Source organism: Corynebacterium sp. HMSC074A09, assembly GCF_001811545.1.
Classification (GTDB): domain Bacteria; phylum Actinomycetota; class Actinomycetes; order Mycobacteriales; family Mycobacteriaceae; genus Corynebacterium; species Corynebacterium hiratae.
In genome coordinates this window covers 101,159-125,363 of the sequence record NZ_KV805147.1, presented here as the reverse complement: position 1 = coordinate 125,363, position 24,205 = coordinate 101,159, and the positions used below count along the sequence as shown (strand labels likewise).

General features: G+C 64.3%; 25 protein-coding genes. 17 read left to right on the top strand and 8 right to left on the bottom strand.

The window, feature by feature from the left end:
* The first annotated feature begins 63 nt into the window (after window positions 1-63).
* Window positions 64-963, top strand: a complete 900-nt coding sequence (gene ppk2, locus HMPREF2807_RS05970; protein ID WP_046647187.1) for a polyphosphate kinase 2 — start codon at window positions 64-66, stop codon at window positions 961-963.
* Between the two features lie 98 nt (window positions 964-1,061).
* Here the strand turns inward: ppk2 and HMPREF2807_RS05965 are convergent, their stop codons facing one another.
* The 4 genes from HMPREF2807_RS05965 to HMPREF2807_RS05950 form a co-directional block, all read right to left on the bottom strand.
* Window positions 1,062-5,030, bottom strand: a complete 3,969-nt coding sequence (locus tag HMPREF2807_RS05965) for a Pls/PosA family non-ribosomal peptide synthetase (RefSeq protein ID WP_070511141.1) — start codon at window positions 5,028-5,030, stop codon at window positions 1,062-1,064.
* On the bottom strand, window positions 5,031-5,507 hold the full coding sequence (locus HMPREF2807_RS05960; RefSeq protein WP_049154701.1) for a MarR family winged helix-turn-helix transcriptional regulator: 477 nt from the start codon (window positions 5,505-5,507) through the stop codon (window positions 5,031-5,033).
* A 60-nt stretch (window positions 5,508-5,567) separates the two neighbouring features.
* On the bottom strand, window positions 5,568-5,897 hold the full coding sequence (locus tag HMPREF2807_RS05955) for a type II toxin-antitoxin system HicB family antitoxin (RefSeq protein WP_070511139.1): 330 nt from the start codon (window positions 5,895-5,897) through the stop codon (window positions 5,568-5,570).
* Between the two features lie 135 nt (window positions 5,898-6,032).
* On the bottom strand, window positions 6,033-6,335 hold the full coding sequence (locus tag HMPREF2807_RS05950; protein ID WP_070511137.1) for a rhodanese-like domain-containing protein: 303 nt from the start codon (window positions 6,333-6,335) through the stop codon (window positions 6,033-6,035).
* Window positions 6,336-6,427: 92 nt separating this feature from the next.
* On the opposite strand from HMPREF2807_RS05950, the gene HMPREF2807_RS05945 reads away from it, so the two are divergent.
* Entirely contained in the window at window positions 6,428-7,240 is an 813-nt protein-coding gene (locus tag HMPREF2807_RS05945) for an endonuclease domain-containing protein (RefSeq protein ID WP_070511135.1), read from the top strand.
* Between the two features lie 149 nt (window positions 7,241-7,389).
* Here HMPREF2807_RS05945 and HMPREF2807_RS05940 read toward each other — a convergent pair whose 3' ends face one another.
* Together HMPREF2807_RS05940 and HMPREF2807_RS05935 are read right to left on the bottom strand one after the other, a co-directional pair.
* On the bottom strand, window positions 7,390-8,046 hold the full coding sequence (locus HMPREF2807_RS05940; RefSeq protein ID WP_070511133.1) for a LuxR C-terminal-related transcriptional regulator: 657 nt from the start codon (window positions 8,044-8,046) through the stop codon (window positions 7,390-7,392).
* Window positions 8,047-8,049: 3 nt separating this feature from the next.
* Entirely contained in the window at window positions 8,050-8,742 is a 693-nt protein-coding gene (locus tag HMPREF2807_RS05935; RefSeq protein ID WP_046647190.1) for a sensor histidine kinase, read from the bottom strand.
* A gap of 109 nt (window positions 8,743-8,851) precedes the next feature.
* On the opposite strand from HMPREF2807_RS05935, the gene HMPREF2807_RS05930 reads away from it, so the two are divergent.
* From HMPREF2807_RS05930 to HMPREF2807_RS05920, 3 genes are read left to right on the top strand one after another with little or no spacing between them, the layout of a single operon-like run.
* Window positions 8,852-9,538, top strand: coding sequence for an ABC transporter ATP-binding protein (locus HMPREF2807_RS05930; RefSeq protein ID WP_070511131.1), 687 nt, complete (start codon window positions 8,852-8,854; stop codon window positions 9,536-9,538).
* Window positions 9,535-10,935, top strand: a complete 1,401-nt coding sequence (locus HMPREF2807_RS05925; RefSeq protein ID WP_070511129.1) for an FtsX-like permease family protein — start codon at window positions 9,535-9,537, stop codon at window positions 10,933-10,935. Before HMPREF2807_RS05930 ends, HMPREF2807_RS05925 begins: the two co-directional genes overlap by 4 nt.
* Window positions 10,932-11,864 (top strand): S41 family peptidase, encoded by a 933-nt coding sequence (locus HMPREF2807_RS05920; protein WP_070511126.1) that lies wholly within the window; start codon window positions 10,932-10,934, stop codon window positions 11,862-11,864. The genes HMPREF2807_RS05925 and HMPREF2807_RS05920 overlap by 4 nt, the downstream gene beginning before the upstream one ends.
* A 15-nt stretch (window positions 11,865-11,879) precedes the next feature.
* Here HMPREF2807_RS05920 and HMPREF2807_RS05915 read toward each other — a convergent pair whose 3' ends face one another.
* Complete coding sequence (locus HMPREF2807_RS05915; protein WP_232751634.1) at window positions 11,880-12,425, bottom strand: endonuclease domain-containing protein; 546 nt, start codon at window positions 12,423-12,425, stop codon at window positions 11,880-11,882.
* A 414-nt stretch (window positions 12,426-12,839) separates the two neighbouring features.
* Window positions 12,840-13,313, bottom strand: a complete 474-nt coding sequence (locus HMPREF2807_RS05910; RefSeq protein ID WP_010188812.1) for an inorganic diphosphatase — start codon at window positions 13,311-13,313, stop codon at window positions 12,840-12,842.
* Between the two features lie 69 nt (window positions 13,314-13,382).
* Here HMPREF2807_RS05910 and dacB point away from each other — a divergent pair, with 69 nt between their 5' ends.
* From dacB to HMPREF2807_RS05850, 12 genes are read left to right on the top strand one after another with little or no spacing between them, the layout of a single operon-like run.
* Window positions 13,383-14,669, top strand: a complete 1,287-nt coding sequence (gene dacB, locus HMPREF2807_RS05905) for a D-alanyl-D-alanine carboxypeptidase/D-alanyl-D-alanine endopeptidase (protein ID WP_070511124.1) — start codon at window positions 13,383-13,385, stop codon at window positions 14,667-14,669.
* Window positions 14,659-15,612 (top strand): tRNA lysidine(34) synthetase TilS, encoded by a 954-nt coding sequence (gene tilS, locus HMPREF2807_RS05900; RefSeq protein ID WP_083306690.1) that lies wholly within the window; start codon window positions 14,659-14,661, stop codon window positions 15,610-15,612. The genes dacB and tilS overlap by 11 nt, the downstream gene beginning before the upstream one ends.
* A complete protein-coding gene (gene hpt / locus HMPREF2807_RS05895) occupies window positions 15,602-16,189 on the top strand; it encodes a hypoxanthine phosphoribosyltransferase (RefSeq protein WP_046647197.1) in 588 nt (195 codons plus the stop codon). Before tilS ends, hpt begins: the two co-directional genes overlap by 11 nt.
* 48 nt (window positions 16,190-16,237) lie before the next feature.
* Window positions 16,238-18,694, top strand: a complete 2,457-nt coding sequence (ftsH, locus tag HMPREF2807_RS05890) for an ATP-dependent zinc metalloprotease FtsH (RefSeq protein ID WP_070511120.1) — start codon at window positions 16,238-16,240, stop codon at window positions 18,692-18,694.
* Complete coding sequence (folE, locus tag HMPREF2807_RS05885; protein ID WP_046647199.1) at window positions 18,684-19,274, top strand: GTP cyclohydrolase I FolE; 591 nt, start codon at window positions 18,684-18,686, stop codon at window positions 19,272-19,274. The genes ftsH and folE overlap by 11 nt, the downstream gene beginning before the upstream one ends.
* 5 nt (window positions 19,275-19,279) lie before the next feature.
* The gene (gene folP, locus HMPREF2807_RS05880; protein WP_046647200.1) at window positions 19,280-20,209 is read left to right on the top strand and encodes a dihydropteroate synthase; all 930 of its coding nucleotides are present in this window, start codon (window positions 19,280-19,282) and stop codon (window positions 20,207-20,209) included.
* A 3-nt stretch (window positions 20,210-20,212) separates the two neighbouring features.
* Window positions 20,213-20,584: a dihydroneopterin aldolase gene (gene folB / locus HMPREF2807_RS05875; protein ID WP_046647201.1), complete on the top strand. Its 372-nt coding sequence runs from the start codon at window positions 20,213-20,215 to the stop codon at window positions 20,582-20,584.
* Window positions 20,584-21,057, top strand: a complete 474-nt coding sequence (gene folK, locus HMPREF2807_RS05870; RefSeq protein ID WP_046647202.1) for a 2-amino-4-hydroxy-6-hydroxymethyldihydropteridine diphosphokinase — start codon at window positions 20,584-20,586, stop codon at window positions 21,055-21,057. Before folB ends, folK begins: the two co-directional genes overlap by 1 nt.
* On the top strand, window positions 21,057-21,530 hold the full coding sequence (locus HMPREF2807_RS05865; protein WP_070511118.1) for a DUF3180 domain-containing protein: 474 nt from the start codon (window positions 21,057-21,059) through the stop codon (window positions 21,528-21,530). Before folK ends, HMPREF2807_RS05865 begins: the two co-directional genes overlap by 1 nt.
* Before the next feature lie 5 nt (window positions 21,531-21,535).
* Window positions 21,536-22,753, top strand: a complete 1,218-nt coding sequence (locus tag HMPREF2807_RS05860) for a DUF6779 domain-containing protein (protein WP_070511115.1) — start codon at window positions 21,536-21,538, stop codon at window positions 22,751-22,753.
* Window positions 22,754-23,431, top strand: coding sequence for a Rossmann-fold NAD(P)-binding domain-containing protein (locus tag HMPREF2807_RS05855; protein ID WP_083306688.1), 678 nt, complete (start codon window positions 22,754-22,756; stop codon window positions 23,429-23,431). It begins immediately after the preceding gene.
* 23 nt (window positions 23,432-23,454) lie between these two features.
* Window positions 23,455-24,186, top strand: a complete 732-nt coding sequence (locus HMPREF2807_RS05850) for a pantoate--beta-alanine ligase (protein WP_046647273.1) — start codon at window positions 23,455-23,457, stop codon at window positions 24,184-24,186.
* Window positions 24,187-24,205 lie beyond the last annotated feature (19 nt).

Here is a 24,205-nt window from a genome sequence, read left to right as displayed (position 1 = left end):
AATTGGGCGGCGGCAACCAGTTTTATCGCGCCGGATGCCTGTTTCATAGATAGAATTATTGGCATGGCTGACATTAAAGACGACGAACTCCCCGAGATCGACCTTGCGCAGACCGACGGCTACGTCGTCGATGACTCCGATGAAGACGATCCCACGCTCATCATGCCGGATGGCTCGCCGGTTGAGACTTGGCGCGAGAACTACCCATACGAAGAGCGCATGACGCGCGATGAGTACGAGTCCATCAAGCGCTCCCTGCAGATCGAGCTGTTGAAGTGGCAGAACTGGACCAAGGAAACCGGCCAGCGCCACATTATCCTCTTTGAAGGCCGCGATGCCGCAGGCAAGGGCGGCACCATCAAGCGTTTCAATGAGCACCTCAACCCGCGTGGTGCCCGCACCGTAGCGCTGGAGAAGCCGTCCCCGCGCGAATCCACGTCGTGGTACTTCCAGCGCTATATTCAGCACTTCCCGTGCGGTGGTGAAATCGTCTTCTTTGACCGCTCCTGGTACAACCGCTCCGGCGTGGAGCGCGTCATGGGCTTCTGTACGGAATCCCAGCACGCAGAGTTCCTGCGCGAGGTTCCGATGCTGGAGAACATGATTCTCGGCTCCGGCATTTCGCTGACTAAGTTGTGGTTCTCCGTGACCCGCAAGGAGCAGCGCACCCGCTTCGCCATCCGCCAGATCGACCCGGTCCGTCAGTGGAAGCTTTCGCCCATGGACTTGGCCTCTCTGGATAAGTGGGATGATTACACCCGCGCCAAGGAGGAGCAGTTCCGTTACACCGATACTGAAGAGTCTCCGTGGATCACCATCAAGTCCAACGACAAGAAGCGTGCCCGCATTAACGCGATGCGCTACGTGCTCTCCAAGTTTGAGTACACCAACAAGGACCACGAGCTCGTTGACCAGGTGGATGACAAGATCGTCAAGCGTGGTCGCGACCAGATCGGTGACTAGTCACGTCACATTGACCGCTCATTAGCGGCTCGCGAATTTGCGCCAGGCATAAAGAGAAGAGGCGGCAGGAAATCCTGCCGCCTCCTTTCTTTGCCTACCTAGTGTTTCCAGGGCTCAATCGGGTTGCCCTGCCACTCGGAGCTGCTCGGGACTTGGTCGCCGCGCATGACCAGCGAGCCGGGGCCGACGGTGGCCACGCTGCCGATGACTGAAGCAGGCAGTGCCACCGAATGCGAGCCCAGGGTGGCGCCGGCCTTGATGGTGACGGTATCCAGGCTCATGACGCGGTCCTGGAAGAGGTGCGTTTGCACCACGGTGCCCGGGCCCACGGATGCGCCTTCGCCCACGAAGCACAGGTCTGTCTCCGGGAACCAATAAGAATCGATCCACGCGCCGCGGCCAATCGTCACGCCCAGCGCGCGCAGGCCCTGGTTGATTTCACCCATGCCATAGGTGTGGGTGAAGAACCACGGGGCGGCAACCGCCTCCACGAAGGTGTCCTGCAGCTCGTTGAGCCACACGAAGGCGGACCACAGCGGGTGGTCGCCGGCGGTCTGCGTGCCCACGCAGATCCACTTGACCGCCACGGTGATCGCCATCGCGATGGCGCCGGCCACCATGAGGATGACACCGCCGAGGGCCCAGGCGGCGGCGATGCTGAGGGCGTCGGCAAGCGCGTAAAGCGTCGCCAACGTGCCCGCCAGCAGCATGGCCGAGGTCATCGGCGCCAGCAGGCGCATGGTCTCAATCGCACCACGCGCGGCCTTGACCCCAAAGCCCGGGTTATAGGTGAGGGACTCGCCCTCCACACCGTCCACGTGTGCCTCCACGCGGCGCATGCGCTCCGGCGGGGAACCCCACCAGTTGGCACCGGACTTGGTCTTCTTCGGCGTTGAGGACAGCACGGCCACCAGCGAGTTCTTGGACAGCTTGCGGCCCGGACCGGTGATTCCGGAGTTGCCCACGAAGGACCGCTTGCCCACCTTGGTCTCACCCGTAAGCATCCAGCCGCCGCCGAGCTCATAGCCGCCGATCATGGTGTCATCTGCCAAGAAGGCGCCGTCCTTGACCTCGGTGAGCTTGGGCACCATGACGGCCGTGGAAATCTCCACGTCCTTGCCAATCGTCGCACCCAGCGAACGCAGCCACGCCGGGGTGAGCTGCGAGGCGTAGATGGGAAAGAGCTGCGTGCGGGCCTCGTCCATGAGGCGCTCGATGGCCCACAGGCGCCAGCCCTTGGCGGAGCGCACCGGTGCCACACCGGGCTTGATACCCAGCGAGAGGATGCGCACGCCCAGCCAGGTTTGCAGCATGAAGGTGGCAAACGCCGCCAGGGCACCGAGCGGAGCGAAAAAGATAGATCCGACGTAAGGAGAACCCTCTGTCACCGCGATGAGCCCCACGACGACAGCAGCGCCCACGGCCAGCGCCACGATGGGCTGGAAGGCCAGCAAGATAGAGGTAGCGCCGTAGATGGCTACCCACCACGGGCGGCGCTTCGGGGCATGCGACGGGAAGCGGTGCTTGGAGCGGCCCACCTTCTTGGCAGGCGAGCCGGACCAGCGCTGGCCGTCCTTGATCTTCTTGCGCCCAGTGACGGTGGAGCCAGCCTCGACGTGGGCATCCTTGCCCACAACGGTTCCTGGGAGCAGCGTCGAGCGCGCGCCCACGCGAGCGCCTTCCTTGACCTCAATGGCGCCGACGTGCAGGATATCGCCGTCGAGCCAGTAGCCGGAGAGATCGACCTCGGGCTCAATCGCGGCGTGCTTGCCCAAGGTCAGCAGACCCGTCACAGGCGGCAGCGAGTGCAGGTCCACTCCGCGGCCCATCTTCACTCCCAGCGCGCGGGCATAGTTGTTGACCCACGTAGCGCCCGCGATCGAGCGCGAACCAGAAGCATCCGCCCAGCGCTCCGCTGCCCAAATACGCAGGTGCGTGGAGCCCCCGCGCGGGTACTCGCCGGGCTTAATACCGGTGGTGATCAGCCGCGCGCCGAAACCACCGATGGGGATGCGGCCGATGGGGGTGACAAAGATGACGAGGAGAAGGATGACCAGCCACCACGGGGTGGTCATGGCCCACTCCACACCCAGCAGGTTCGCCAGGTTTGAGCCCAGCAGCAGCCAGGCCAGCCACGTCGTGGCGGCCAGCGTCATGATGGGCAGCTGGATGAGTGTTTGCGCGATGCGCGTGCCAGCGCCGACGGGCTTGACCTCGCGGGCAGGCCCGGCGTCCTCGACGGACTCGGCACCAGCGAGCTGCTCCGCCAGGGATCCCAGGCGCGGGTGGTCGTACAGATCGCGCACGGCCACGGTGGGGAAGCGCTCGCGGATGCGGCCGACCAAGGTCGCTGCGGCCAGCGAGGTGCCGCCGAGGGAGAAGAAGTCTGCGTTGACGTCCTCGACGGACACCCCCAGGGTGTCCACCCACAGCTCCGCCAGCCACTGCTCGGTGGGGTTGAGGCCGTCTGCCTCCACGCCCACTCCCGGCAGCGGCCACGGCAGGGCCTTCTTATCCACCTTGCCGGAGGTGCGAATCGGCAGCTCATCCATGACGCAGATGCGCGGGACGAGCGCTGCCGGCATGGTCTCCGCTAGGCGGGCGTGTGCCGCTTCGTGGTCGAACCCAGCATCCGGGTCATCCAGGGAGACGTAGCCGACGAGCACGGACTCGCCGCCCGGTGTCTTTTGCACGGCCACGGCGGAGTTGTAGACGTTCGGCAGCGCGGCGACGTTAGCTTCGACCTCACCGAGCTCGATGCGGCGGCCGCCGATCTTGACCTGGTCATCGACGCGCCCGACAAAATACAGGCCGTCCTCTTCAAGGCGCACGTGGTCACCTGTGCGGTAGGCGCGCTCCCAGCCCAGGGACTCCAGCGGCGCGTACTTCTCCGCATCCTTCACCGGGTCCAGGTAGGCGGCCAGGCCCACACCACCAATGACGAGCTCGCCCACCTCACCGATGTTCACGGGGACGCCGTGCTTGTCGACGACCACCAGATCCCAACCCTTCAGCGGCAACCCAATCGATACGGGCCTGCCCGGCAGCATGCGCTGCGCGCAAGCCACGACGGTGGCCTCGGTGGGGCCGTAGGTATTCCACATCTCGCGGTCCTCGGTGGCCAGGCGGTCCGTGAGCTCCTGGGAGCAGGCCTCGCCGCCGACGATGAGGAGGCGGATGTTGTCCAGGGCCTCGGCTGGCCAGAGGCCGGCCAAGGTGGGCACGGTGGAGACCACCGTAATGTCGCGGCGAATCAGCCAGGGGCCTAAGTCCATGCCGGAGCGCACCAGCGAGCGCGGGGCCGGGACCAAGCAGGCGCCGTGGCCCCAGGCCAACCACATCTCCTCGCAGGAGGCGTCGAAGGCCACGGACAGGCCGGCCAGGACGCGGTCGTCCGGGCCGAGGGGGCCATGCGGGCTATCCGCCAAAAAGAGGGCAGCTTCGGCGTCCACGAAGGCGGCCGCGGAACGGTGGCTCACGGCCACGCCCTTGGGCTTGCCCGTCGATCCGGAGGTGAAGATGATCCACGCGGTGTCTTCGGGGCGTGGCTCGTCGAAAAGCGCGCCGTCTCCACCGCCCTTGTCATCGGACGTGCGCCGCGCCTCGCGCAGCATGCGGAAGCCCTCATCGGTGAAGACACCGTCGATGTCGGCTTCGCCGAAGACCATCTCGGCGCGCTCATCGGGGTCGTCGGCGTCGACCGGCACGTAGGCCGCGCCGGCGGCGAGTGTGGCCAGGATGGCCAGGTAGAGCTCGCGCTTGCCGGAGGTCATGCGGATGCCGATGCGGTCTCCGCGGCGCACACCGCTGGCGTGGAGCTCGGTGGCCCATGCGGAAACGTCGGCAAGCAGCTCGGCGTAGGTGAGGATTTCACCGTCGTCGAGGGCCGCGGCCTCGGGGTAGTGCTCAGCGGTGGTCTTAACGATGTCCCACAGGGTGCGCGCGGGGGCGGCCTCGTCGCCGAGGAGGTAGTGCTCGGGGACCTCGGGCATCGCCGGGGTCTCGGGCTCATCGGTGCGGAGGGCGTGGCGGCCCCCGGTACTAGGAAGGTTTTCGGGCTCTGTCATTTAAGCATCACCGCTTTCGGTATCGGCGGGTGCGTCCGCCGCGATGATGGCGGCGGCCAGCTTGCGCAGATGCTTGAGCTGCTTGTTGGTGGATTCGTCGAGGGCTTCGTCCTCAGCCTTCGACACCAGGACGGCAAGCTCCTTGTGGGCTTTCACGCCCTTCTTGGTGGAGGCAATGATTTGGCGGCGGCGATCTTTGGCATCGCGCTCGCGCTTGACCCAGCTGCGGGACTCCAGGGAATCGAGCAGGCGCACCATGTCGGAGGCGTCGATGGCCAAGGTCTCCGACAGTGCGGACTGGGAGGACGCGGTCTCCGCAACGAGGCAGGTGAGCACCCAGTACTCGCGCAGGGTGGTTTGCTGCGTTTGCAGCGCGGCCTCGACGCCTTCGCGGGTGCGGCGGCGGAGGCGCTCCAGCTGGAAGGAGGGGGACTCCAAGAGCGCGGTCGGAATGGATACAGAATTCAATGAAGGCATGCCGACGATATTACGCGCCTAAGGTGGCAAACTTAAATCATGGGTTGTGGCCCATTAGTTTCAGGCTGAGGCTAGCTTCTGCACGATGAGTGTGTTGAGAGAAACGCCTTCCCGTTCTGCTTCGATGGTTAGGTCTCGGTGAAGTGACTGAGGTATGCGGAGGTTGAACTTCCCCGAAAAGCTTCGCTGCCCGAATGGTTCCGGGATGCGTTCATTGTTGCGTTGCATATCTTCTAGAGTTTCCTCGACGACGCTGCGCAACTCGGCTTCTGCGGTGGCCGCAGTGGCGTCGAGCCATGAGAGGGAGGGGAACTCTAGGACTGTGGCAACGAACTCGCCATCTTCTTCTGACCAAGCGGTTTGGTAGGTGTATTTGTCTGCGAGGTTCATGATCTGCTCCTAGAAATGGAAGTCGCACACAAGTTGCAGCTCTGAGAAGCGGACGTTTGTCCGTGAAGTCCGCATCTTAATGAGGATCTTTTCTATCTTGGGAGCCACACCTGTATGGTACCGCAAATGGTACCACTAGTGGTTTGGGTAAACCATAGGGCAGCCTTGTGCTTTCCAACCATCCGTGCCGCCCTCGACGTTGATGACGTCCCAGCCCTTGGCGTGCTCCAAGTACTGGCAGACCTGCATGCTGCGCCCGCCTGCATGGCAGATGACGTAGATATCGCGGTCCGGGTCAATCTCGTCGAGACGCTCGACTAGGTCTCCCATCGGGATGTGCGTGGCGCCCTGGGCGTGCTCGGTGTTCCACTCGTGGTCCTCGCGGACGTCGATGAGCTGGGCGTTCTCGGGTACTTCGGTGGGTTGTACGTTCTGCATGCGCACCAGCTTACGCGGGTGCGGTGGTGAGGCTGGTGGGGCACTGTAGTGTGAACAGCAGGGGTGGGGGCTTGCAATCGGAGGGGATTCTCATGGACAAGATTGTCGGTCGCGCGGGTCCATCGGCGGCGGCTAAAGGTGAGGCAACAAAAATCACCCGTGGGCTGTATCTACCACGGGAACCAACTGCTTACGAGCTAGCACAAGTGCTCAGCCGGCATTGGCCAGACAGTGCGTTGGACGGGTATTCCGCGGCGATGGTGCTTCTTGAGCGGAAACCTGAGTTTCCACTGCAGCTCATTCGTGAAAAAGGGCTGGAGGATACGCGCTTCTATGTCGCTCGCCGCGCTCGACCAAAGGGGGTATTCCCTTATGACGGGATTAACGTGTGCAATCCACTACAGGCGGTGGAGGCGATGGAGGAAAAGCACGCGGTGGTGTTCTTAGAAACGTTTCTGTCTGGTAGGGACGCGGAAAAGCGGCTGAAACTGCTCTCCATGGACTTTCGAAGGTTCCCGCAGCACACTCGGCGGGTGTTAGAGAAAGCAGTCATCGGTGCCGATAGTGTGCCCGAGCGGGCTCTTACCCGGGCTTTGGAGCCCTTCTTTAAGGTGCGCAACAATGCGAAAATTGGGCCCTACCGGTGGGATCTCCTTCTAGAGGAATACAAGATTGCCATCGAGGTCGACGGCTACGCCTATCACCGAGGGGAAAACCGCCGCCAGTTCGAGCTCGACCGCCAAAAACTGAATGACGCCGTACATCGCGGCTACACGCCCCTCCACTTCACCGCGACCACGATTGAGCACCACCTCGATAAGGTGGTGGAACAAGTGCGTGGGGTGGCAAAAGGAACGAAGCGGTATCTGGACCCGCCGTGGATGTGGCACCGGTTCTTTGTGTGAGGTGTTAAGCGGACGATTGATGCCGTTCACGGTAGATAAGGGGTGAAAAATCACGAAAATCTGGGCCTTATTTACCGTGAATGTAGGTAGTGAGGCATGAACGTAGGGCGGCATGATCGTAGAAACGTCGCGTGAACGTGGCGCTGGCTTTAGCGGTGCGCTGAGAGGTACTCCAGAATGGCTTTCACGCGGCGGTTGTCTTCGCTGGGGTCCAAGCGCAGCTTGGTGAAGATGTTGGAGACGTGCTTGGCCACCGCGGCGGAAGACAAGACGAGATCCGTGGCGATGTCCTTGTTGGATTTGCCGCGGGACATCAACTCGAGGACCTCGCGCTCGCGCGGGGTGAGCTCGCCCAGGCCGCTGCGCCCGGAGCTCATGAGGGCCTGCGCCACGGTGGGGTCGATGACGGTGCCGCCCTGGGCCACCACGTCCAGGCTCGAGAGGAAGTCCCGTACCTCGGAGACGCGGTCCTTCAACAGGTAGCCGGTGCCGGCATCGGGGGAGTCGAAGAGTTCCACCGCATATGCGGGGGCCACATACTGGGAGAGCACCATGACGGGCAGACCCGGGTATGCATTTCTCAAGTTTACGGCGGCTTTCAAGCCGTCATCGCCCATACCTGGCGGCATGCGCACGTCCGTGATGACGATGTCCGGAAGCTCATCGCGCAGCTTATCCACCACGGCCTCCAAAGCTGGAGCAGAATCCGCCTGGCCCACAATTGAATGCCCGCGGCGCTCCAGAAGGCCGGCGAGGCCCTCGCGCAGAATGGCGGAGTCATCCGCCACCACGATTCTCAAACTCATTTCTTAAACTCCTGACTGTCCGCGATCGAGAAGAAGAGGAATCGAGCACGCCAGCCTCGTGGGCCCGCCCGGGGGAGAGCTCAGCGTCATCTCCCCGCCAAAAGCGGCGAGGCGCTCGGCCATCCCCGCTAAGCCATGACCTTGTACAACCTGCGCGCCACCCGGGCCCTCATCCACCACGGTGATGCGCAGCGAATCATCCGCGATCACTAAAACAGACACCGGCGCGCCGGGCGCGTGCTTGGCCGCGTTGGTCAAAGCCTCCGTGCCGAAGAAGTAGCCGCAGGCCAGCACGGAGGCGGAAAGCTTGGGCAAAGGATGCGGGGCGAAGACGCTGACGTGGGGGCCGTGGGAAGAGGAGACGTCGGCAAGCGCGGCGACCAAACCGTGATCCTGCAGCACCTGTGGGTGGATGCCGTGCACCGTGGCGCGCAGGGAGTGCAGGCCGCGGTCCACGTCCTGCTTGGCGGCGGTGAGAAGCTCGGCAATTTCAGAGGGGGCGTCGAGAAGAGCCTCCCCCAACTTCATGCTCGCGGCCACGAGGTATTGCTGCGCGCCGTCGTGCAAGTCGCGCTCGATGCGGGCGCGCTCCACCTCATAGGCATCCGCGATGGCGCGGCGCGAGGCCGTGAGCTGCGCAATCTTCTGCGCCTGCTGCTGCTCATGGTTGGTGGGCTGGGGTTTTCTTCGGAACACAGGCCCAGCATAGTGGCCCGCCCCTGCGGCAGGGGTAGTGCTGGCACTACCTTAAAGAGCAACGCTAGGACTGTTCTTTATGAGGGCCCGAGACGGTGAAATGAGAGACATGGCACAGACACTTTCCCTGACAGACATCACCAAGGATTTCGGCGGCGGCCCGGTGCTCGCCGGAATCTCCCTCGACATTGAACCGGGTGAGCTCGTGGCGGTCATGGGGCCGTCTGGTTCCGGCAAGTCCACGCTGTTGCACTGCATGTCCGGCGTGCTGACCCCCACGCACGGCAGCGTGCGCTACGGGGATGACGAGCTCTCCGCGCTTGGCGACGGCCCCCGCTCCCGCCTCCGCCTGCGCAACTTCGGCTTCGTCTTCCAGGACGGCCAGTTGCTGCCGGAGCTGAGCAACGTGGACAACGTAGCGCTTCCCGCGATGCTCAACGGGGTCTCGCGCGGTGCTGCGCGCAAGCGCGCGATGCAGCTGCTGGACCAGCTGGGATTGGGCGGTTTGGCGGAGCGTCGCCCGGCGCAGGTCTCCGGCGGCCAGGCGCAGCGCGTGACCATTGCGCGTGCGCTGGTGGCGAACCCGGGTGTCGTCTTCGCCGACGAGCCCACCGGTGCGCTGGATCAGTCCACCGGTCACGAGGTCATGCAGATGCTGACTACCATCGTGCGCCAGTCCGGTGCCAGCCTGGTCATGGTCACGCACGACCCGAAGGTGGCCGACTGGATGCAGCGCCGCGTGGAGATTCGCGATGGCATCATCCACGACGACCGCCGCCTCGAGGTGATCCGATGAACACCGCGACTTTAGTCTTTGACCTGCAGCGCGAATCGATTCGCGCGCGCTCCGGAACGGGTATCGTCTCGCTTCTGGCCATTGTGAGCCTGACCATTGGTTCCGCCATCGCCTTCCTGGTTGCGGGCGGTACCTGGATGTTCTGGGAGCGCGCTCAGCACGTCGAGGAGGCCGCGCCCGCTCTGCAGGAGGCTTTCGGCGACGAGATGGAGGCCTTCCTCTACCCGTGGTTTGCCCTGGCCCTGCTGGCCTGCGCCTTCATTCTTCCGGCGCTGTTTAACCTCACTGCCCAAGCCGCCGTCCTCGGCGCCTCCGGCCGGGAGCAGCGCTTGGCCACCCTGCGCCTGTTGGGATTGAGCTCCCGCCAGGTGGAGCGCATGGCCATCGTGGAGACCGGCCTGCAAGCCATCCTCGGCATCGTGCTCGGCGGGCTTATCAGCCTGCTCGTCGCGCCGGTCTTTACGCAGGTGGATTTCCAGATGCGTTCTATTGCTGTATCCGAGATTCTCCTCCCGTGGTGGGGTTATCTGGCCGTGGCCGGTGTGCTCTTTGTGTTGGCCATCGGTGCGGCACTCGTCGGCATGCAGCGCGTGCGCGTGAGCCCCCTGGGTGTGGCCAAGCGCCAGATGCCCGCGGCCTATCGCTGGTGGCGCGTCATCGTCTTCCTCATCATCGCGGGTATCGGTGGTGTGTTGCTCTCCGGGAAGGCGGGACCGCCGACCGCCATGGTCATCGTGGTCATGTTTGGCATGGTGATGAGCATCAACCTCATTTCCCCTTTTATCTTGCAGCTCGGCGCACACATCATGTCTCTCTTTCCTGGCACCGCGCACTTCGTGGCCTGCCAGCGAGTGGCGGGCAATGCGCGCCCGGCGTGGAAGCGGAGTGCGGCCATCGCGTTCTTCGGCTACTTGGCGGGCTTCCTCGTTGCGGCGCCCCTAGGCTCTGATGCCTTGGCCATGGTTCTCAAAGAGGACCCGGGGATGAACGTGGTGTTTAAGGACATCTCCACCGGCGTCTTATTAACCCTCATCTTCGGCTTCACGCTGACCACCATGTCCATCATTCTGGGGCAGGTCTCCGGCATCTTCGAAGACAAGGAACTCATCCGCTCTCTGGATCTCATGGGTGTGCCGCGCGGTTTCCAGTTCCGCTCCGGTGCCCTGACCATCATGGGGCCTGTGGTGGGATTGAGCTTCTTCGGCTTCCTTTTCGGCGGTGGGATCGCCTCACTGATGTTCTTCTCCAGTGTCGAGCAAAGCGATGTCGACGTTCTTGGCCGTCTGCTCATGGCCTTCGGTTTCTTGGCCATAGGCTGGCTGGTCACGCTGCTTGCCATTGTCCTTGTTGAACCCCTGCGCGGCTACGTGCTGCGGACTGGAGGTCGAAAAGAATGAAAACGGTACTGAAAATCTTCGGCGGACTCTTTCTCGTTGCTCTTGTTGCTGTGGCCGCGGCCGTGTATTTCTTCGGCCCCTCCTATGGCGGGGCGCTGCTGGGCAAGCCCTACTTCCTCTTCAATGCCAGCGAGAAGCGCATCAACACTGCGATGGTGGATACTGCCGCGATCTCCGGAATCTATGGCGAGAGCGAAGAATTCCAGCGCGCCCGCGAGGCCTTCAAAGCGGACCCCACGAACGCTGAGCTCCTCGATGCCGCCATCAACGCTGCCGGTGGCAAGCACTCCAAAGTCTTTAGCACCGAAAAGGAAAAGGCCGCCGAAAGCGCTGAGCCTTCGGTTGACTTCAACGATGGCGTCTTGCGCGCTACCGTGCCCTCCATCGGCCGCCACGATGACGGCCAAGCCTACGCCGACACTTTGGCCCACGGTCTGACCTCTCACCCGGAGGCCTGTGCTGCCGTGGTGGATCTGCGCGGCAATGACGGCGGGGACATGGGCCCGATGTACGCGGGCTTAAGCCCCCTTCTGCCGGATGGCACCGCCCTCTCCTTCGTCAGCCGAATGACTACTTCTGACGTGGTCATCGACGGTAATTCCGTTACCGGCGGTGGCACGCCCACCACCACGTCGGGCGGCAAGCTGAACATTCCCGTCGCCGTGCTCACCGACGACGAGACCGCCTCCTCCGCCGAAGCCACCCTCCTGGCCTTCCGCGGGCTGGACAACACACGGACCTTTGGCAAGCCGACCGCCGGCTACGCCTCCGCCAACGTGGTCCTGGACTATCCGGACGGCCGCTCGCTCATGCTCACCACGGCCAAGGACAAGGCGCGCACGGGCGAGGAGTTCGCCGAGGATCCCATCGCTCCCGATGCACCCGAATCCGAGCTCGACGGCTGGCTCGCCTCCCACTGCGGCTCCTAAGTGTGGTGCGGCGATCTAGCCGCAACGCTCGCCTTCCCACCGCCAGTAGTGGTGCCATGTCCACGGCGGGGCCACGAAACTGCCCCGCCCTTGTATGACCGCGAGAACCTGCTGGACGGCGACGTCGAGGTGGTACTCAATCGTGGCGGCGGTGAAGTGGAGGGGCCGATAGCCGCGCTGGACGGCGTCGTTCAGCTTTTGGCGGTCGATTTCGAAACGCTGTCGGTTCTCGCCTTTGTGATAGGCGTAGCCGTCCACCTCGATGGCGACCTTGTGTTCCTCCAGCACCAAGTCCCAGCGGTAGGGCCCAATCCGCACGTTGTTGCGGACTTTGACGTGGGGCTCAAGGCCCCTGGTCAGGTCGCGCTCCGGCTTGCTATCCGCTCCGACGATGGCCTTTTCCAGAACTTCGCGCGTGTGCTTGGGCAGGCGGCGAAAGTCCAGCTGCTCGGTCTCGATGCGCGAACGCCCGTGCGGCCCGGCGAAGAAGGCCTCGATGAAGGCCACGGCATCCTCCTGCGCCATCGCCTCAACACACTGCAGTGGGCTGCAGACGTTCACCCGATTCATGCTGCCCAGCGCTTTAGGCCGTGCCCGCCTGCTGCGAAAATAAGTGCTCGATGGGAGAGTGGAGTCGCGGATAAACTCGAGCGGGAATTGAAGGGGCTGTTCTAGGTACCGGCGCGCGGCGGAATAGCCATCAAGCGCTAAATCGGGCCATTCACGTGACATGATTTGTGCTAGCTGAAGCGGTGTGGGCTCCTCTGAGAGGTAAAAGCCATTCGCAATCTTGATGGCCCCCTTGCGCCGAGCCCCGCGGGAGACATCGCGCCCCCGATAAATCTCAATCAATGTTCCCCCCGGAACGAAAAAGGTACGTTTTCGCAAATAGTGGCGAAAAACTGGTAGGTTTTCAGCCCCTATTTACCAAAACGTACCTGACAGTGCCGTCGCCGGCATGCGGACCGTGGCGGCTTACTTGAAGCGAGCCTTAGCCTCTTCGAGGATCTTCTCTGCCTCAGCCTTGTCTCCCCAGCCGGAGCCGGTAACTTCCTTGTTCGGCTCCAGGTCCTTGTAGCGGGTGAAGAAGTGCTCGATCTCGTCCTTGATGTGCTGCTCTACATCGTTGATGTCCTGGTAGCGCTCCCAGCGCGGGTCATCGACGACGGCGAGCAGCTTGTCGTCGCCACCGGCCTCGTCGGTCATCTTGAACACGCCGAGGACGCGAGCCTCAACGACAACGCCCGGGAAGACCGGCTCCGGGAGGATGACCAGCGCGTCCAACGGGTCACCGTCCTCACCCAGGGTGTGGTCGATGAAGCCGTAGTCAGCCGGGTAGGCCATCGGGGTGAACAGGTAGCGGTCGAGGTGGACCTTGCCGGTCTCGTGATCGATCTCGTACTTGTTGCGGGAGCCCTTTGGGATCTCGATGGTTACTTCAACGCTCACGGCTGAATCCTCCATAACTAATAGGTTGGCATGTGCTCCGCTTAGTCTACCGCGCTAGTCTAAAGGGCGATGAAAGCTAAGCATGTCTGGTGGAGTACTGCGGCCCTCGTCACGGCGGGAGCCGTGGCGGCGACGGCCGCCTTGGGCGTAGAAATCCAGCGCACCTACGATCACCTGGACCACGGCCAGCCCTATAAACAGGAAGAACCCACAACACTGGTCCAGCCCGTCGAGCCCGGTGATATCGACGCCGCCGCGCTCAAAGCCAGGTTGGATGAGCTAGGCAAGGACAAGGCTCTAGCCACTTTCGGCGGGCAGATCATCGACACCACCACCCAGGACGTGCTGTGGGAGCGCGAGCCCGCAAAGCCGCTGACCCCGGCCTCCGCCACCAAGGTCCTCACCCTCGCCGCGGCTACGCTCAAGCTCGACGAAGAAGAGCGCCTGACCACCGAAGTGGTCGCAGGTGAGCACGAGGGCGAGATCGTTATCAAGGCCGCCGGCGATGTCTGGCTGACGGACGAGCGCCTCGATGAGCTGGCGGAACAGATTCAGCAGAAGATGGATACCGTCACGCGGGTCTCCATCGACACGTCCATCTGGGCCGGGCCCGACCAGGCACCGGGCTGGGATGATGACAATATTGACGGCGGTTTCGTCGCCCCCATCCAGCCGGCCATGCTCTACGGTGGGCGCATTGGGGAGAAGACCGGCGACGTTCCGCGCTCCCACGAGCCGGCCCTCGACGTCGCCCGCGCGTTGGCCTCCCGCCTGGGAACCGACAAGGCGGACACGAGCTCAGCGCCCGAGAACACCGAGGTCATCGCAGCTACAGAATCTGAGCCGTTGGCTTTGCGCGCCCAGGAAGCGGTGAAGGATTCCGATAACGTCATGGCGGAGGCCATCGCCCGCGAGCTGGCCGTCAGCCAGGGCGCGGAAGCAAGTTTCGAGGGCGCCACGAAAACCATGCTCGACGTGCTTAAAGGCCACGGCATCGACATCAGCGACATCACCCTCAAAGACGGTTCCGGCCTGTCCCGCGATAACCGCATCCCCGCCGACGTACTCGCCCACATCATGGACCAGGCCGTAGCCACCGAGGAGCTGCGCCCGCTGTTGGGCTACCTGCCCCTCGCCGGCGGTGAGGGCACGCTCTACCAGCGCTACCCCGATTCGCCGGCCCGCGGGTACGTTCGCGCCAAAACCGGCACCCTCACGGGAACCTCCGCGCTGACCGGCACCGCCCAGGGCCAGTCGGGTCGCGTGTACGCCTTCGCCTTCTTAGTCAACGACGGCGAAGTCACCTCCGCCCGCCAAGCCCAAGATGCTCTCGCCGCTGCCCTCCATGACTTCTAAGAAACCTTTTTGGCCGCGCAGAAGCCCCAACTTTTTGGCGTGCCGCGTCGCCGCCCGCGCCGTGGTCGGTGAGCAGCCACGCGCCATCGCCGTGGGCTTGTCCGGCGGGGCCGATTCCTTGGCGCTGACCGCCGCTCTCGTGGCCGAAGGACACGAGGTGACAGCGCTCTGCGTCGACCACGGCTTACAGGAAGGCTCGGCCGCGCAGGCGCGCCGGGCTGCCGAGCAGGCCCGCGCCTTGGGGGCGGGGGCGGAGGTGTTGCGGGTGGACGTCGGCAAGCAAGGCTCCGTGGAGGCCGAAGCCCGCGCCGCCCGGTACCGTGCCTTCGCGCCCTGGGGTGAGGTGGCGGTGGCGCATACCGCTGATGACCAGGCCGAAACCCTGCTGCTGGGTGCCCTGCGGGGGAAGGTCGCGGGCATGCGCGAGCGCTCCGAGGTGGAGGGCGTGCGCGTTGTGCGCCCCCTGCTGAGCGTGCGCCGCGCCCAGACCGAGGCCGCCTGCGCGGAGCTGGGGCTGGAGGTCTGGCAGGACCCCCAGAACCAGGACCGAGCCTTCCGCCGCGTGGCCCTGCGCCGCGAGATTCTCCCGCGCCTGGCGGACATCGTGGGCGGTGACCCCATCCCGGCCCTGGCCCAGGCAGCCCACGACGCCGCGCTTGACGACGCCCTCCTCAGCACACACCCCACCACCGACTGCGCCGAGCTGGCCGTTCTCCCAGAACCAAAGCGCCGCCGGGCGATCGCTGCGTGGCTGCGCGAGGAGGGAATAGAGGTTACGCGCGAGGCGGTGCGCGGCATCGATGCCCTGTGCACGCAGTGGCATGGCCAAGGCCCCGTCGCCGTCCGTGGGGAAAAGAAAGGTACAAGGTTGGAAGTCGCACGCGTTGGTGGCAAACTGTCACTATTGCCTCGGTCAGCAAAGGAGCGCTCACGTGCACGATAACCATGATTTAGCCGTCCCCGCCCATCCTTATGGAGAGGACATCAAAAACGTTCTCATCACCGAAGACGATCTTCAGGCGCGCATCCAGGAAATGGCGGATCGCGTGGCGGAGAAATACCGCAACACCGACGAGGACCTCATCTTGGTCTGCGTGCTCAAGGGCGCGGTTTTCTTCCTGACGGATTTCGCCCGCAAGCTTGCTATCCCGTCCCAGCTGGAGTTCATGGCGGTCTCCTCTTACGGCAACTCGGCCTCCTCCTCGGGGGTTGTGCGCATTCTGAAGGACTTGGACCGCGATATCGAGGGCCGCGATGTGGTCATCGTGGAGGACATCATTGATTCCGGCCTGACTTTGTCGTGGCTTATCCGTAACCTGCAGGGCCGCCAGCCACGATCCCTTGAGGTGGTCACCCTGTTGCGCAAGCCAGAGGTGGTTAAGGCAGAGCTTGACCTGTTCGATGTAGGCTTCGATATCCCCAACGAGTTTGTCGTGGGGTATGGCCTGGATTTTGCCGAGCGCTACCGTGACCTGCCCTATGTAGGTACGCTGCATCCGGCGGTCTACAGCAACGATTAATCTTTATTCTTGTCCGGCGCTTTAAGCCGCAATTGTGCAAGGTAGTTAATGAAAAACAAGAACATCATCCGCTACGGCTCCATCGCGGGCCTGGTTCTCATCCTGCTGTACGCATTCACGTTCTTTACCAACGATGCCCGCAGCTTCAAGCAGGTGGACACTTCGGTGGCCATGGAGCAGCTGACCTCCAAGAACGTCGAGGAAGCGCAGATCGACGACCGCGAGCAGCAACTGCGCCTCAAGCTCAAGAAGCCGGTGACGGTGGAAGAGCAGGAGGGCATCGAGGAGGTCATTGCCAAGTACCCGGCACGCGCCTCCGAGCAGGTCTTTAACGCGGTCAAGGACTCCGGTGCTGAGAAGTACCAAACGAAGGTCACGCAGGATTCCTTCATCGGCTCGATGATTAGCTTCCTGTTGCCGATGCTGCTGCTCTTCGCGCTGTTGTTCTGGATGATGTCGCGCATGCAGCAGGGCGCTGGCGGCATGTTTGGCATTGGCGGCTCCAAGGCCAAGGAGCTGACCAAGGATATGCCGACCAACACCTTCGCGGATGTGGCCGGTGCGGACGAGGCCGTGGATGAGCTGCAGGAAATCAAGGACTTCCTCGATGATCCGGAGCGCTACCACGCCCTCGGCGCGAAGATCCCGCGCGGCGTACTTCTCTACGGCCCGCCGGGCACCGGTAAGACCTTGCTGGCCCGTGCCGTGGCGGGCGAGGCCGGTGTGCCCTTCTACTCCATTTCTGGCTCCGACTTCGTGGAGATGTTCGTCGGCGTCGGTGCCTCCCGCGTGCGCGACCTGTTCAAGCAGGCGAAGGAAAATAGCCCGTGCATCATCTTCGTTGATGAGATTGATGCCGTGGGCCGCCAGCGCGGCTCCGGTACCGGCGGTGGACACGATGAGCGCGAGCAGACCCTCAACCAGCTGCTCGTGGAGATGGACGGCTTCGGTGACCGCGAGGGTGTTATCCTCATCGCGGCCACCAACCGTCCCGACATCCTGGACCCGGCGCTGCTGCGCCCGGGCCGCTTCGACCGCCAAATCCCGGTCACCAACCCGGACCTGGCCGGCCGCGAGCAGATTCTGCGCGTGCATGCCAAGGACAAGCCGCTGGCCAAGGAAGTCGACGTGGCTCAGTTGGCCAAGCGCACCGCCGGCATGTCCGGCGCGGACCTGGCCAACGTGCTCAACGAGGCCGCCCTGCTCACCGCCCGCATCGGCGGCAACGTCATTACCTATGATGCGCTGGAAGAGGCTACCGACCGCGTCGTCGGCGGCCCGCGCCGCCAGGGCAAGATCATTTCCGAGCATGAAAAGAAGGTCACCGCCTACCACGAGGGCGGTCATACCTTGGCCGCCTGGGCGCTCAAGGACATTGAGCGCGTCTACAAGGTCACCATCCTGGCCCGCGGCCGCACCGGCGGCCACGCCATGACCGCGCAGGAAGATGACAAGGGCATGTATACCCGCGATGAGCTCTTCGCGCGCCTCGTCTTCGCCATGGGTGGCCGTGCCGCTGAGGAGCTGGTCTTCGGCGCACCGACCACCGGTGCTTCCTCCGATATCGAGCACGCCACCAAGATTGCGCGGTCCATGCTTACTGAGTACGGCTTCTCGCCGGATCTAGGCACCGTCAAGTACGGCAAGGAGCAGGGCGATCCCTTCAGCCAGATGGGTGGCGGCGGGACCATCGACTACTCCGATGCCATTGCCGCCAAGATTGATGAGCAGATGGCTTACCTCTTGGACCGCGCGCACCAGCAGGCCTATGACATCCTGTCCGAGCACCGCGACTACCTGGATAAGCTCGCCGAGATGCTCCTGGAGAAGGAAACCCTGCGCCGCCCGGACCTCGAGGGCATCTTCGAGGGCATCGAGCCGCGCGAGGCTTTCGACGTTTTCCCGAACGAGGACGCTCGCTTCCCGCGCCAGGCCGGCCGCGAGCCGGTAAAGACCCCGGTCGAGCTTGCCCAGGAGCGCGGCGAGGAGCTGCCGAAGCGCATGACGCTTCTCGACGCCTCCCGTGCCGCCCGCGAGCGCCGCCACGCGGAGCTCGAACGCGCGAAGGAAAACGGTGACGAGGCCGCCGCCGCGACATCGGAGGCATCGGTCGAGGAGATTGGCTTCAGCTTCGGCCAGCACGCGGGTGACTACGTGGATCCGGAGAAGGGCAATACCTTCTTCGGCGAGTCCGATATCACCGAGCCCACCGGTCGCGAGCTCAGCGCAGACGAAGCGGTCAGCGATGGGGCGCAGGAAGAAACTGTTGCCCCAGAACAGGCTGGCCCCAGCCACGAGGACACCCAAGAGATTCCGCGTGTGCCGGATGCCGCCGCATCGCAGCCAGAATCCCAGCCCCAACCAGAACACCAGCCGCAGCCACGCGAACCGGAACGCCGCGGCCGCCACGCCAAGCCGGAGGAGCACGCCTGGGGCGCTCCCGGCTGGGGAGAACATGAACACCGCAACAACCCGTACAAGGATGGCGACACCAATGAGCGATAACATCCCGGCGCAGCGCGACTTCGACCACGAGCGCGCCGAAGCAGCCATCCGCGAGCTGCTCATCGCAGTGGGCGAGGACCCCGACCGCGAGGGCCTGCGCGAGACCCCGGCCCGCGTGGCCCGCGCCTATGCCGAGGTCTTCGCAGGTCTCCACCAGGACCCGACTGAGGTCCTGCACAAGACCTTTGCCGAGGAGCACCAAGAGCTCGTCCTCGTGCGCGATATCCCCATCTATTCCACCTGCGAGCACCACCTCGTGCCCTTCTACGGCACGGCGCACATCGGCTATATCCCTGGCTCCGACGGCCACGTCACCGGCCTGTCCAAGCTGGCTCGCCTGGCGGACATGTACGCAAAGCGCCCGCAGGTCCAGGAGCGCCTCACCAGCCAGATCGCCGATGCGCTGGTGGAGGTCCTCCACGCGCAGTCCGTCATCGTCGTCATCGAGTGCGAGCACCTGTGCATGGCCATGCGCGGTATCCGCAAGCCGGGGGCGACCACGACGACATCCGCGGTGCGCGGCGGATTCAAGAAGAATGCGGCCTCCCGCGCGGAGGTCATGAGCCTGATTAGGAGCTAGCAGCAATGGCAGTCAGTGATCTCACCGTTCCCGGCCGCACGCTGGTCATGGGCATCGTCAATGTCACCGAGGACTCCTTCTCCGACGGCGGGCGCTGGATCAACATCGACGATGCACTTACCCACGCCCGCCACCTTGTCGCCTGCGGCGCGGACATGATCGATGTCGGCGGTGAGTCCACCCGCCCGGGTGCGGTGCGCGTGGCTGCCGAGGAGGAAGAACGCCGCGTCGTGCCCGTCATCAAGGCGCTGCGCGAGGAGGGGATTAAGACCTCGGTGGACACGATGCGGGCCTCGGTTGCTCAAGCCGCTGCGGAGGCCGGCGTGGACATGATCAATGACGTCTCCGGTGGTGCGGCCGACCCGGACATGTACCGCACCATGGCCGAAACCGGCCTGCCGGTCTGCCTCATGCACTGGCGCACCGTCCAGTTCGGCTCGGCCGCCGGTGTGGCCGACCATGGCGGGGATGTGGTGCGCGATGTCCACGAGTCCCTGGCGAAGCTCGCTGATAACGCCCTGCAGGCCGGTGTTAGCCACGACAATATCGTCGTGGATCCGGGCCTGGGTTTTGCCAAGTCCCCGCAGGATAACTGGGCTTTGCTCAAGGCTCTGCCGGAGTTCCTCCAGGGCGAGTTCCCGCTGTTGGTGGGCGCGTCCCGCAAGCGCTTCCTCGCCGCCATCCGGGAAGATCGCGGCGCCGAGTCCAGCCCGCTGCTCGCGGACCCGGCCACCGCGGCCGTCACCGCCATCTCTGCGCAGATGGGTGCGTGGGGCGTGCGCGTGCACGAGGTGGAAGTCTCGCGCGATGCCGTGGATGTCGCCGCGGCCTGGAACGCGGGCGCGGCCTACACCGGCGGCGCGCATGCCTCCGGCAGCTACGCCAACGGCGCGGACGGCGGAACAGTGGTGTCCACTTCTTTGGGAAAGGCATAAAACATGGCGGATCGCATTGAACTCACCGGCCTGGAGTGCTTTGGCTACCACGGCGTCTTCGAGGAAGAGAAGAAGACGGGGCAGCCCTTCATCGTGGATATCACCTGTTGGTTGGACACCGCGGGAATCGGGGATGACCTGTCCCGCACGGTGAATTACGCCGAGCTTGCCGACGTCGCCGCGGACATCGTCGAGGGCCCCTCCCGGGACCTTATCGAGACGGTGGCTGAGGAGGTCGCCGAGACCGCGATGCAGCGCTTCGGGATTCTCCATGCCATCGAGGTGACCATCCACAAGCCGAAGGCGCCCATCCCGCGCACCTTCGCGGACGTGGCAGTCGTGGCCCGCCGCTCCCGAAAGAGGATGGCAGGCTAATGCGCGCCGTGCTGTCTATCGGCTCCAACATGGAAGACCGCTGCGCGCTGCTGCAGACCGTCTTTGACGAGTTTGCTGAGGAGACCGTCGCTGCCTCTCCAGTCTTTGCCACCCCGCCGTGGGGCGTGACCGACCAAGATGAATTCCTCAACGCGGTGCTCATCGTGGACGTGGACTGCACCCCGCTGGAGCTGCTACGCCGTGGCCAGAAGCTGGAGGAGGCCGCTGAGCGTGTGCGGGTGCGGCACTGGGGTCCTCGCACCCTGGACGTGGACGTCGTGCAGATAGACGGCGTGACCTCCGAAGATCCGGAACTTATTCTGCCGCATCCTTATGCTCACGAGCGGGCCTTCGTGCTCGTGCCGTGGTTGGCCGCGGATGAGCACGCGGAGCTCAACGGCACCCCGGTGCGCGAGCTCATCGCCGACCTCGATGAGGACGAGGTCGCTGCGGTGAAGGAACTGGGGGAGTAATGACGAGGACGTCGATTGGCGCGCTTGTCGGCACCGCCCTCTTCGTGGCTGCGGCGGCTGCCACCCTCACCACCCGCTTTTATGGCTCCATGCTGGCCATTCCGGCAACCGTATCGATTTCTCTGTGGGCTATGGCGCTGGTGTGCGTGCTGTTGACGCTCAAGGTGCGCGGTGCCAAGGAGGACGAGCACGGTATCGGCCTGGATAACTCGCAGCTCAATCCCATGACCATCGCGCAATTCCTGCTTGTCGGCAAAGCCTCGGCGTGGACCGGGGCCATCGTGGGCGGGGCCTATGCTGGCATGGCGGTCTACGTGGTGCCGCGCGCCGGTGAGCTCGTCGCTGCGGCTGGTGACCTGGCCGGGGTGGTGTCTTCGGCGCTGGGCGGTGCCGCGATGTGTGTTGCCGGAGTGGTGTTGGAGCGACACTGCGAGGTGCCACCTCCAACTGATGGGGCACAAGCGGTAAGTTAGTGGGCATGACGAGCCCGCACCACGCCCCTGATCCCCAGTACGAGTCGGCCCCGGATGATCGCCCGACCACCCAGTTTTCTGCGCAGCCGGACTCTCAGCCACCGACAACGGCGGAGTCTTCCCAGGACGGTTCGAAGACGGATGCTGGTTCTATTGGGCTTATCATCCTCGTCATCCTCGCGGTCATCGCCAGCCTGGTCATGTTGATTTCGGGTTCGGCGAACGCACTGAAGATTGCCCTGCTGGCTGCCCTGTGGGCCGCGGTGTTGGGCTTCTTCTTGGTGGTGCGCTATCGCCGTCAGGCCCATGAGGCCAAGGAGCTTCTGGCGGTGGAGCGCGCCCATGCCGCATCCACCTTGACCGCTTCCGGTGCTTCGAGCGCGGATAACAGCAAGGTCCTGGCGGAGATCCGATCGGAGCTGGAAGCCATCCGCACCCAGATCGAGGAGATCTCCGGGCGCGAGTGGGTCTACGAGCCGGCCGCCCTGTATGCGGAGGCTCGCCGCATCCAGGAGCTGGAGCGCAAGGCTGGCGGCGCTGGCGTGGATGAGCGCGGCGATGCCCCCAACGTGAACTTCACCCAGAAGTCCGGCGGCGCGCCGTCTGCCGACGCCGTCGCAGGCCGCCTCGGCTCGCAGCCGACCCACCCGGTGAGCAACCCGCTGGACAATCTGCTGGCGGATAACGCCCGTGCCAACGCCCAGCAGCCGGCGGCGAAGCCAGCCGCGAAGCCTGCTCAGCAACCCACGCAGAAGCCAGCCGAGCAGCCCGCCGGGAAACCCGCAGATCAGCAGGGCACCCGCCCAGCACCATCGGCCTTCGGCGCGCCGCAGCCTTCTCAGAACCGTCCCTCGGCGTTTCGCCCAGTGACCGAAACACAGCCTCAGCCGCAGGCGGCACAGCAGAAGCCGCAGCCGAAGCCTCAACCCCAGCCGAAGACTGAGAAGCCACAGCCCCAGCCAAAGGCACCGGAGTTCAAGACCGATAGCTTCCAGGCCGTGCAGTGGAACCAGGGTGCCGCGGGCGGGCAGCACGTCAAGGAGAACTCTGCCCCGGCCCAGCCGCACCACCGCCACCGCAAGCCGGAGGCAGACACCGCACAGACCAGCACCCGTGGCCGCCGCCGCAGCGATGAGCACCGCGAGGGCGCGGTCTCCGTGGCTGAACTCATGGCGCGTAGCAAGCGCCGGAAAGAACAGCAGAACAAGGACGTGAAGAAGTAGATGTCTGCTCCGCGCATGCGAGTGGCGGTCTGGGGTAATTCCCGAGCCGGCATTAACTTCGCCCTCCGTCTGGAGATGGCTGGCCACACCATTGAGAAGCTTGAGGACCCCGCCCAGCTGGACCGCTTCGATGCGCTGATTCTCGCCGCGACGGCGAGGGAGCTGGAGGGGGCAGTGGGGGACGTCGAAAAGCACGTGCGCCCCAAGCAAATCGTCATCCACACCTCATTGCTGGCTGGGGTGGAAGCCCTTGATGAGCTGGAAACGCGCGGGTGCCTGACGATTGCCGCAGCTCCCCTGGGCGACTCCTACGCGGTGGGCACCCTCGATGAGGTGGCGGAGACCGTCATTGGGTTGCTGCTCTCGGAGATTCACCAAACTGCAGAAACGGTGCCGGCGGCACAACGTGCCGAGCGAGCCGCGCGGTTGTACTACGCGGAGATGCTCGGTGAACTCAGCGCGTGGGCGGCGCTTAAGGCGGGGATTATCGAAGATTTTATGGGCAGTTCCTTCGACCTTGACGCTGGCGACATCATCGATGCTTACTCCGCCGCCGTGGAGCTGGGCATGGCGCGCAACTACCGCGACGTCGCCCGCATGGTGGGTGAGAAGAAGAACATGGAAGAACTGGAACTGTGGGCAGTAAGAAAGGAAGCGCCGTGGCAGAGCAACTCCTAGTGGAGGACAACGAGCGCATCCGCATGGTCGGCAGCGCCTACCGCAAGACCGGCAAGCGCGTAGTGCTGGTGCCACTCGGCCGCGATATTCACGCCGGGCACCTGGCACTCGTGCAGGCAGCACAACGCGTGCGCGGTGGCATCGTGGTCGTGGCAGTGGACCCGGAGACGGACATCTCTTCCCTCGATGGGGTTGATGTGGTGTGGCGCTACGACCAGCAGAGTCAGCGCACGCGGGTCCTTGCACCCGACCACGGCATGGAGGACGTGAGCGCGGAGCTGACCCGCATTGTGGCGCTGACCTGCGCGCTGGGTCCCAGCGATGTGTTCATGGGGGAGAAGGACTACGAGCTGCTCGTGGCCACCCAGCAGGCCTTTACGGACCTCCACATTGCGGCGCGTGTGCAGGGCGTGCCCTCGGTGCGTATGCCCGATGGGGTGGTGATGAGCCTGCGCAATGCCGACGTCGCACCGGAGGCCCGTGAGCAAGCCAGCGCCTTGTCAGCGGCACTCACCGCCGGTGCGTACGCGGCGGAATCCGGAGCCGAGGAAGTTGTCCGTGTGGCACGTGAAGTGTTGGCCGCCGCGGGCGTCGAGCCGGAGTACGTGGAGCTGCGCGGACGCGACCTGGGTGAAGCCCCAGCAGAGGGCGATGCCCGCCTCTTTATCGCCGCCACCATTGGCGGCGTGCGGCTCATCGATAACGCGGGCGTGCCGTTGGGCATTGGCTTCCGTAACTTAGAACAGCGCGGATAAAAGTCTGTGGCGCAGGTCT

What these genes read in the sequence shown, in the direction of transcription:
- HMPREF2807_RS05965 (WP_070511141.1), bottom strand. Translation starts at nt 5,030, where the DNA reads ATGACAGAGCCCGAAAACCTTCCTAGTACCGGGGGCCGCCACGCCCTC.
- ppk2 (WP_046647187.1), top strand. Translation starts at nt 64, where the DNA reads ATGGCTGACATTAAAGACGACGAACTCCCCGAGATCGACCTTGCGCAG.
- dacB (WP_070511124.1), top strand. Translation starts at nt 13,383, where the DNA reads ATGAAAGCTAAGCATGTCTGGTGGAGTACTGCGGCCCTCGTCACGGCG.
- folK (WP_046647202.1), top strand. Translation starts at nt 20,584, where the DNA reads ATGCGCGCCGTGCTGTCTATCGGCTCCAACATGGAAGACCGCTGCGCG.
- HMPREF2807_RS05850 (WP_046647273.1), top strand. Translation starts at nt 23,455, where the DNA reads ATGGTCGGCAGCGCCTACCGCAAGACCGGCAAGCGCGTAGTGCTGGTG.
- folE (WP_046647199.1), top strand. Translation starts at nt 18,684, where the DNA reads ATGAGCGATAACATCCCGGCGCAGCGCGACTTCGACCACGAGCGCGCC.
- folB (WP_046647201.1), top strand. Translation starts at nt 20,213, where the DNA reads ATGGCGGATCGCATTGAACTCACCGGCCTGGAGTGCTTTGGCTACCAC.
- HMPREF2807_RS05955 (WP_070511139.1), bottom strand. Translation starts at nt 5,897, where the DNA reads ATGAACCTCGCAGACAAATACACCTACCAAACCGCTTGGTCAGAAGAA.
- HMPREF2807_RS05920 (WP_070511126.1), top strand. Translation starts at nt 10,932, where the DNA reads ATGAAAACGGTACTGAAAATCTTCGGCGGACTCTTTCTCGTTGCTCTT.
- HMPREF2807_RS05855 (WP_083306688.1), top strand. Translation starts at nt 22,754, where the DNA reads ATGTCTGCTCCGCGCATGCGAGTGGCGGTCTGGGGTAATTCCCGAGCC.
- HMPREF2807_RS05925 (WP_070511129.1), top strand. Translation starts at nt 9,535, where the DNA reads ATGAACACCGCGACTTTAGTCTTTGACCTGCAGCGCGAATCGATTCGC.
- HMPREF2807_RS05865 (WP_070511118.1), top strand. Translation starts at nt 21,057, where the DNA reads ATGACGAGGACGTCGATTGGCGCGCTTGTCGGCACCGCCCTCTTCGTG.
- HMPREF2807_RS05860 (WP_070511115.1), top strand. Translation starts at nt 21,536, where the DNA reads ATGACGAGCCCGCACCACGCCCCTGATCCCCAGTACGAGTCGGCCCCG.
- HMPREF2807_RS05960 (WP_049154701.1), bottom strand. Translation starts at nt 5,507, where the DNA reads ATGCCTTCATTGAATTCTGTATCCATTCCGACCGCGCTCTTGGAGTCC.
- HMPREF2807_RS05930 (WP_070511131.1), top strand. Translation starts at nt 8,852, where the DNA reads ATGGCACAGACACTTTCCCTGACAGACATCACCAAGGATTTCGGCGGC.
- folP (WP_046647200.1), top strand. Translation starts at nt 19,280, where the DNA reads ATGGCAGTCAGTGATCTCACCGTTCCCGGCCGCACGCTGGTCATGGGC.
- HMPREF2807_RS05940 (WP_070511133.1), bottom strand. Translation starts at nt 8,046, where the DNA reads ATGAGTTTGAGAATCGTGGTGGCGGATGACTCCGCCATTCTGCGCGAG.
- HMPREF2807_RS05950 (WP_070511137.1), bottom strand. Translation starts at nt 6,335, where the DNA reads ATGCAGAACGTACAACCCACCGAAGTACCCGAGAACGCCCAGCTCATC.
- ftsH (WP_070511120.1), top strand. Translation starts at nt 16,238, where the DNA reads ATGAAAAACAAGAACATCATCCGCTACGGCTCCATCGCGGGCCTGGTT.
- HMPREF2807_RS05945 (WP_070511135.1), top strand. Translation starts at nt 6,428, where the DNA reads ATGGACAAGATTGTCGGTCGCGCGGGTCCATCGGCGGCGGCTAAAGGT.
- tilS (WP_083306690.1), top strand. Translation starts at nt 14,659, where the DNA reads ATGACTTCTAAGAAACCTTTTTGGCCGCGCAGAAGCCCCAACTTTTTG.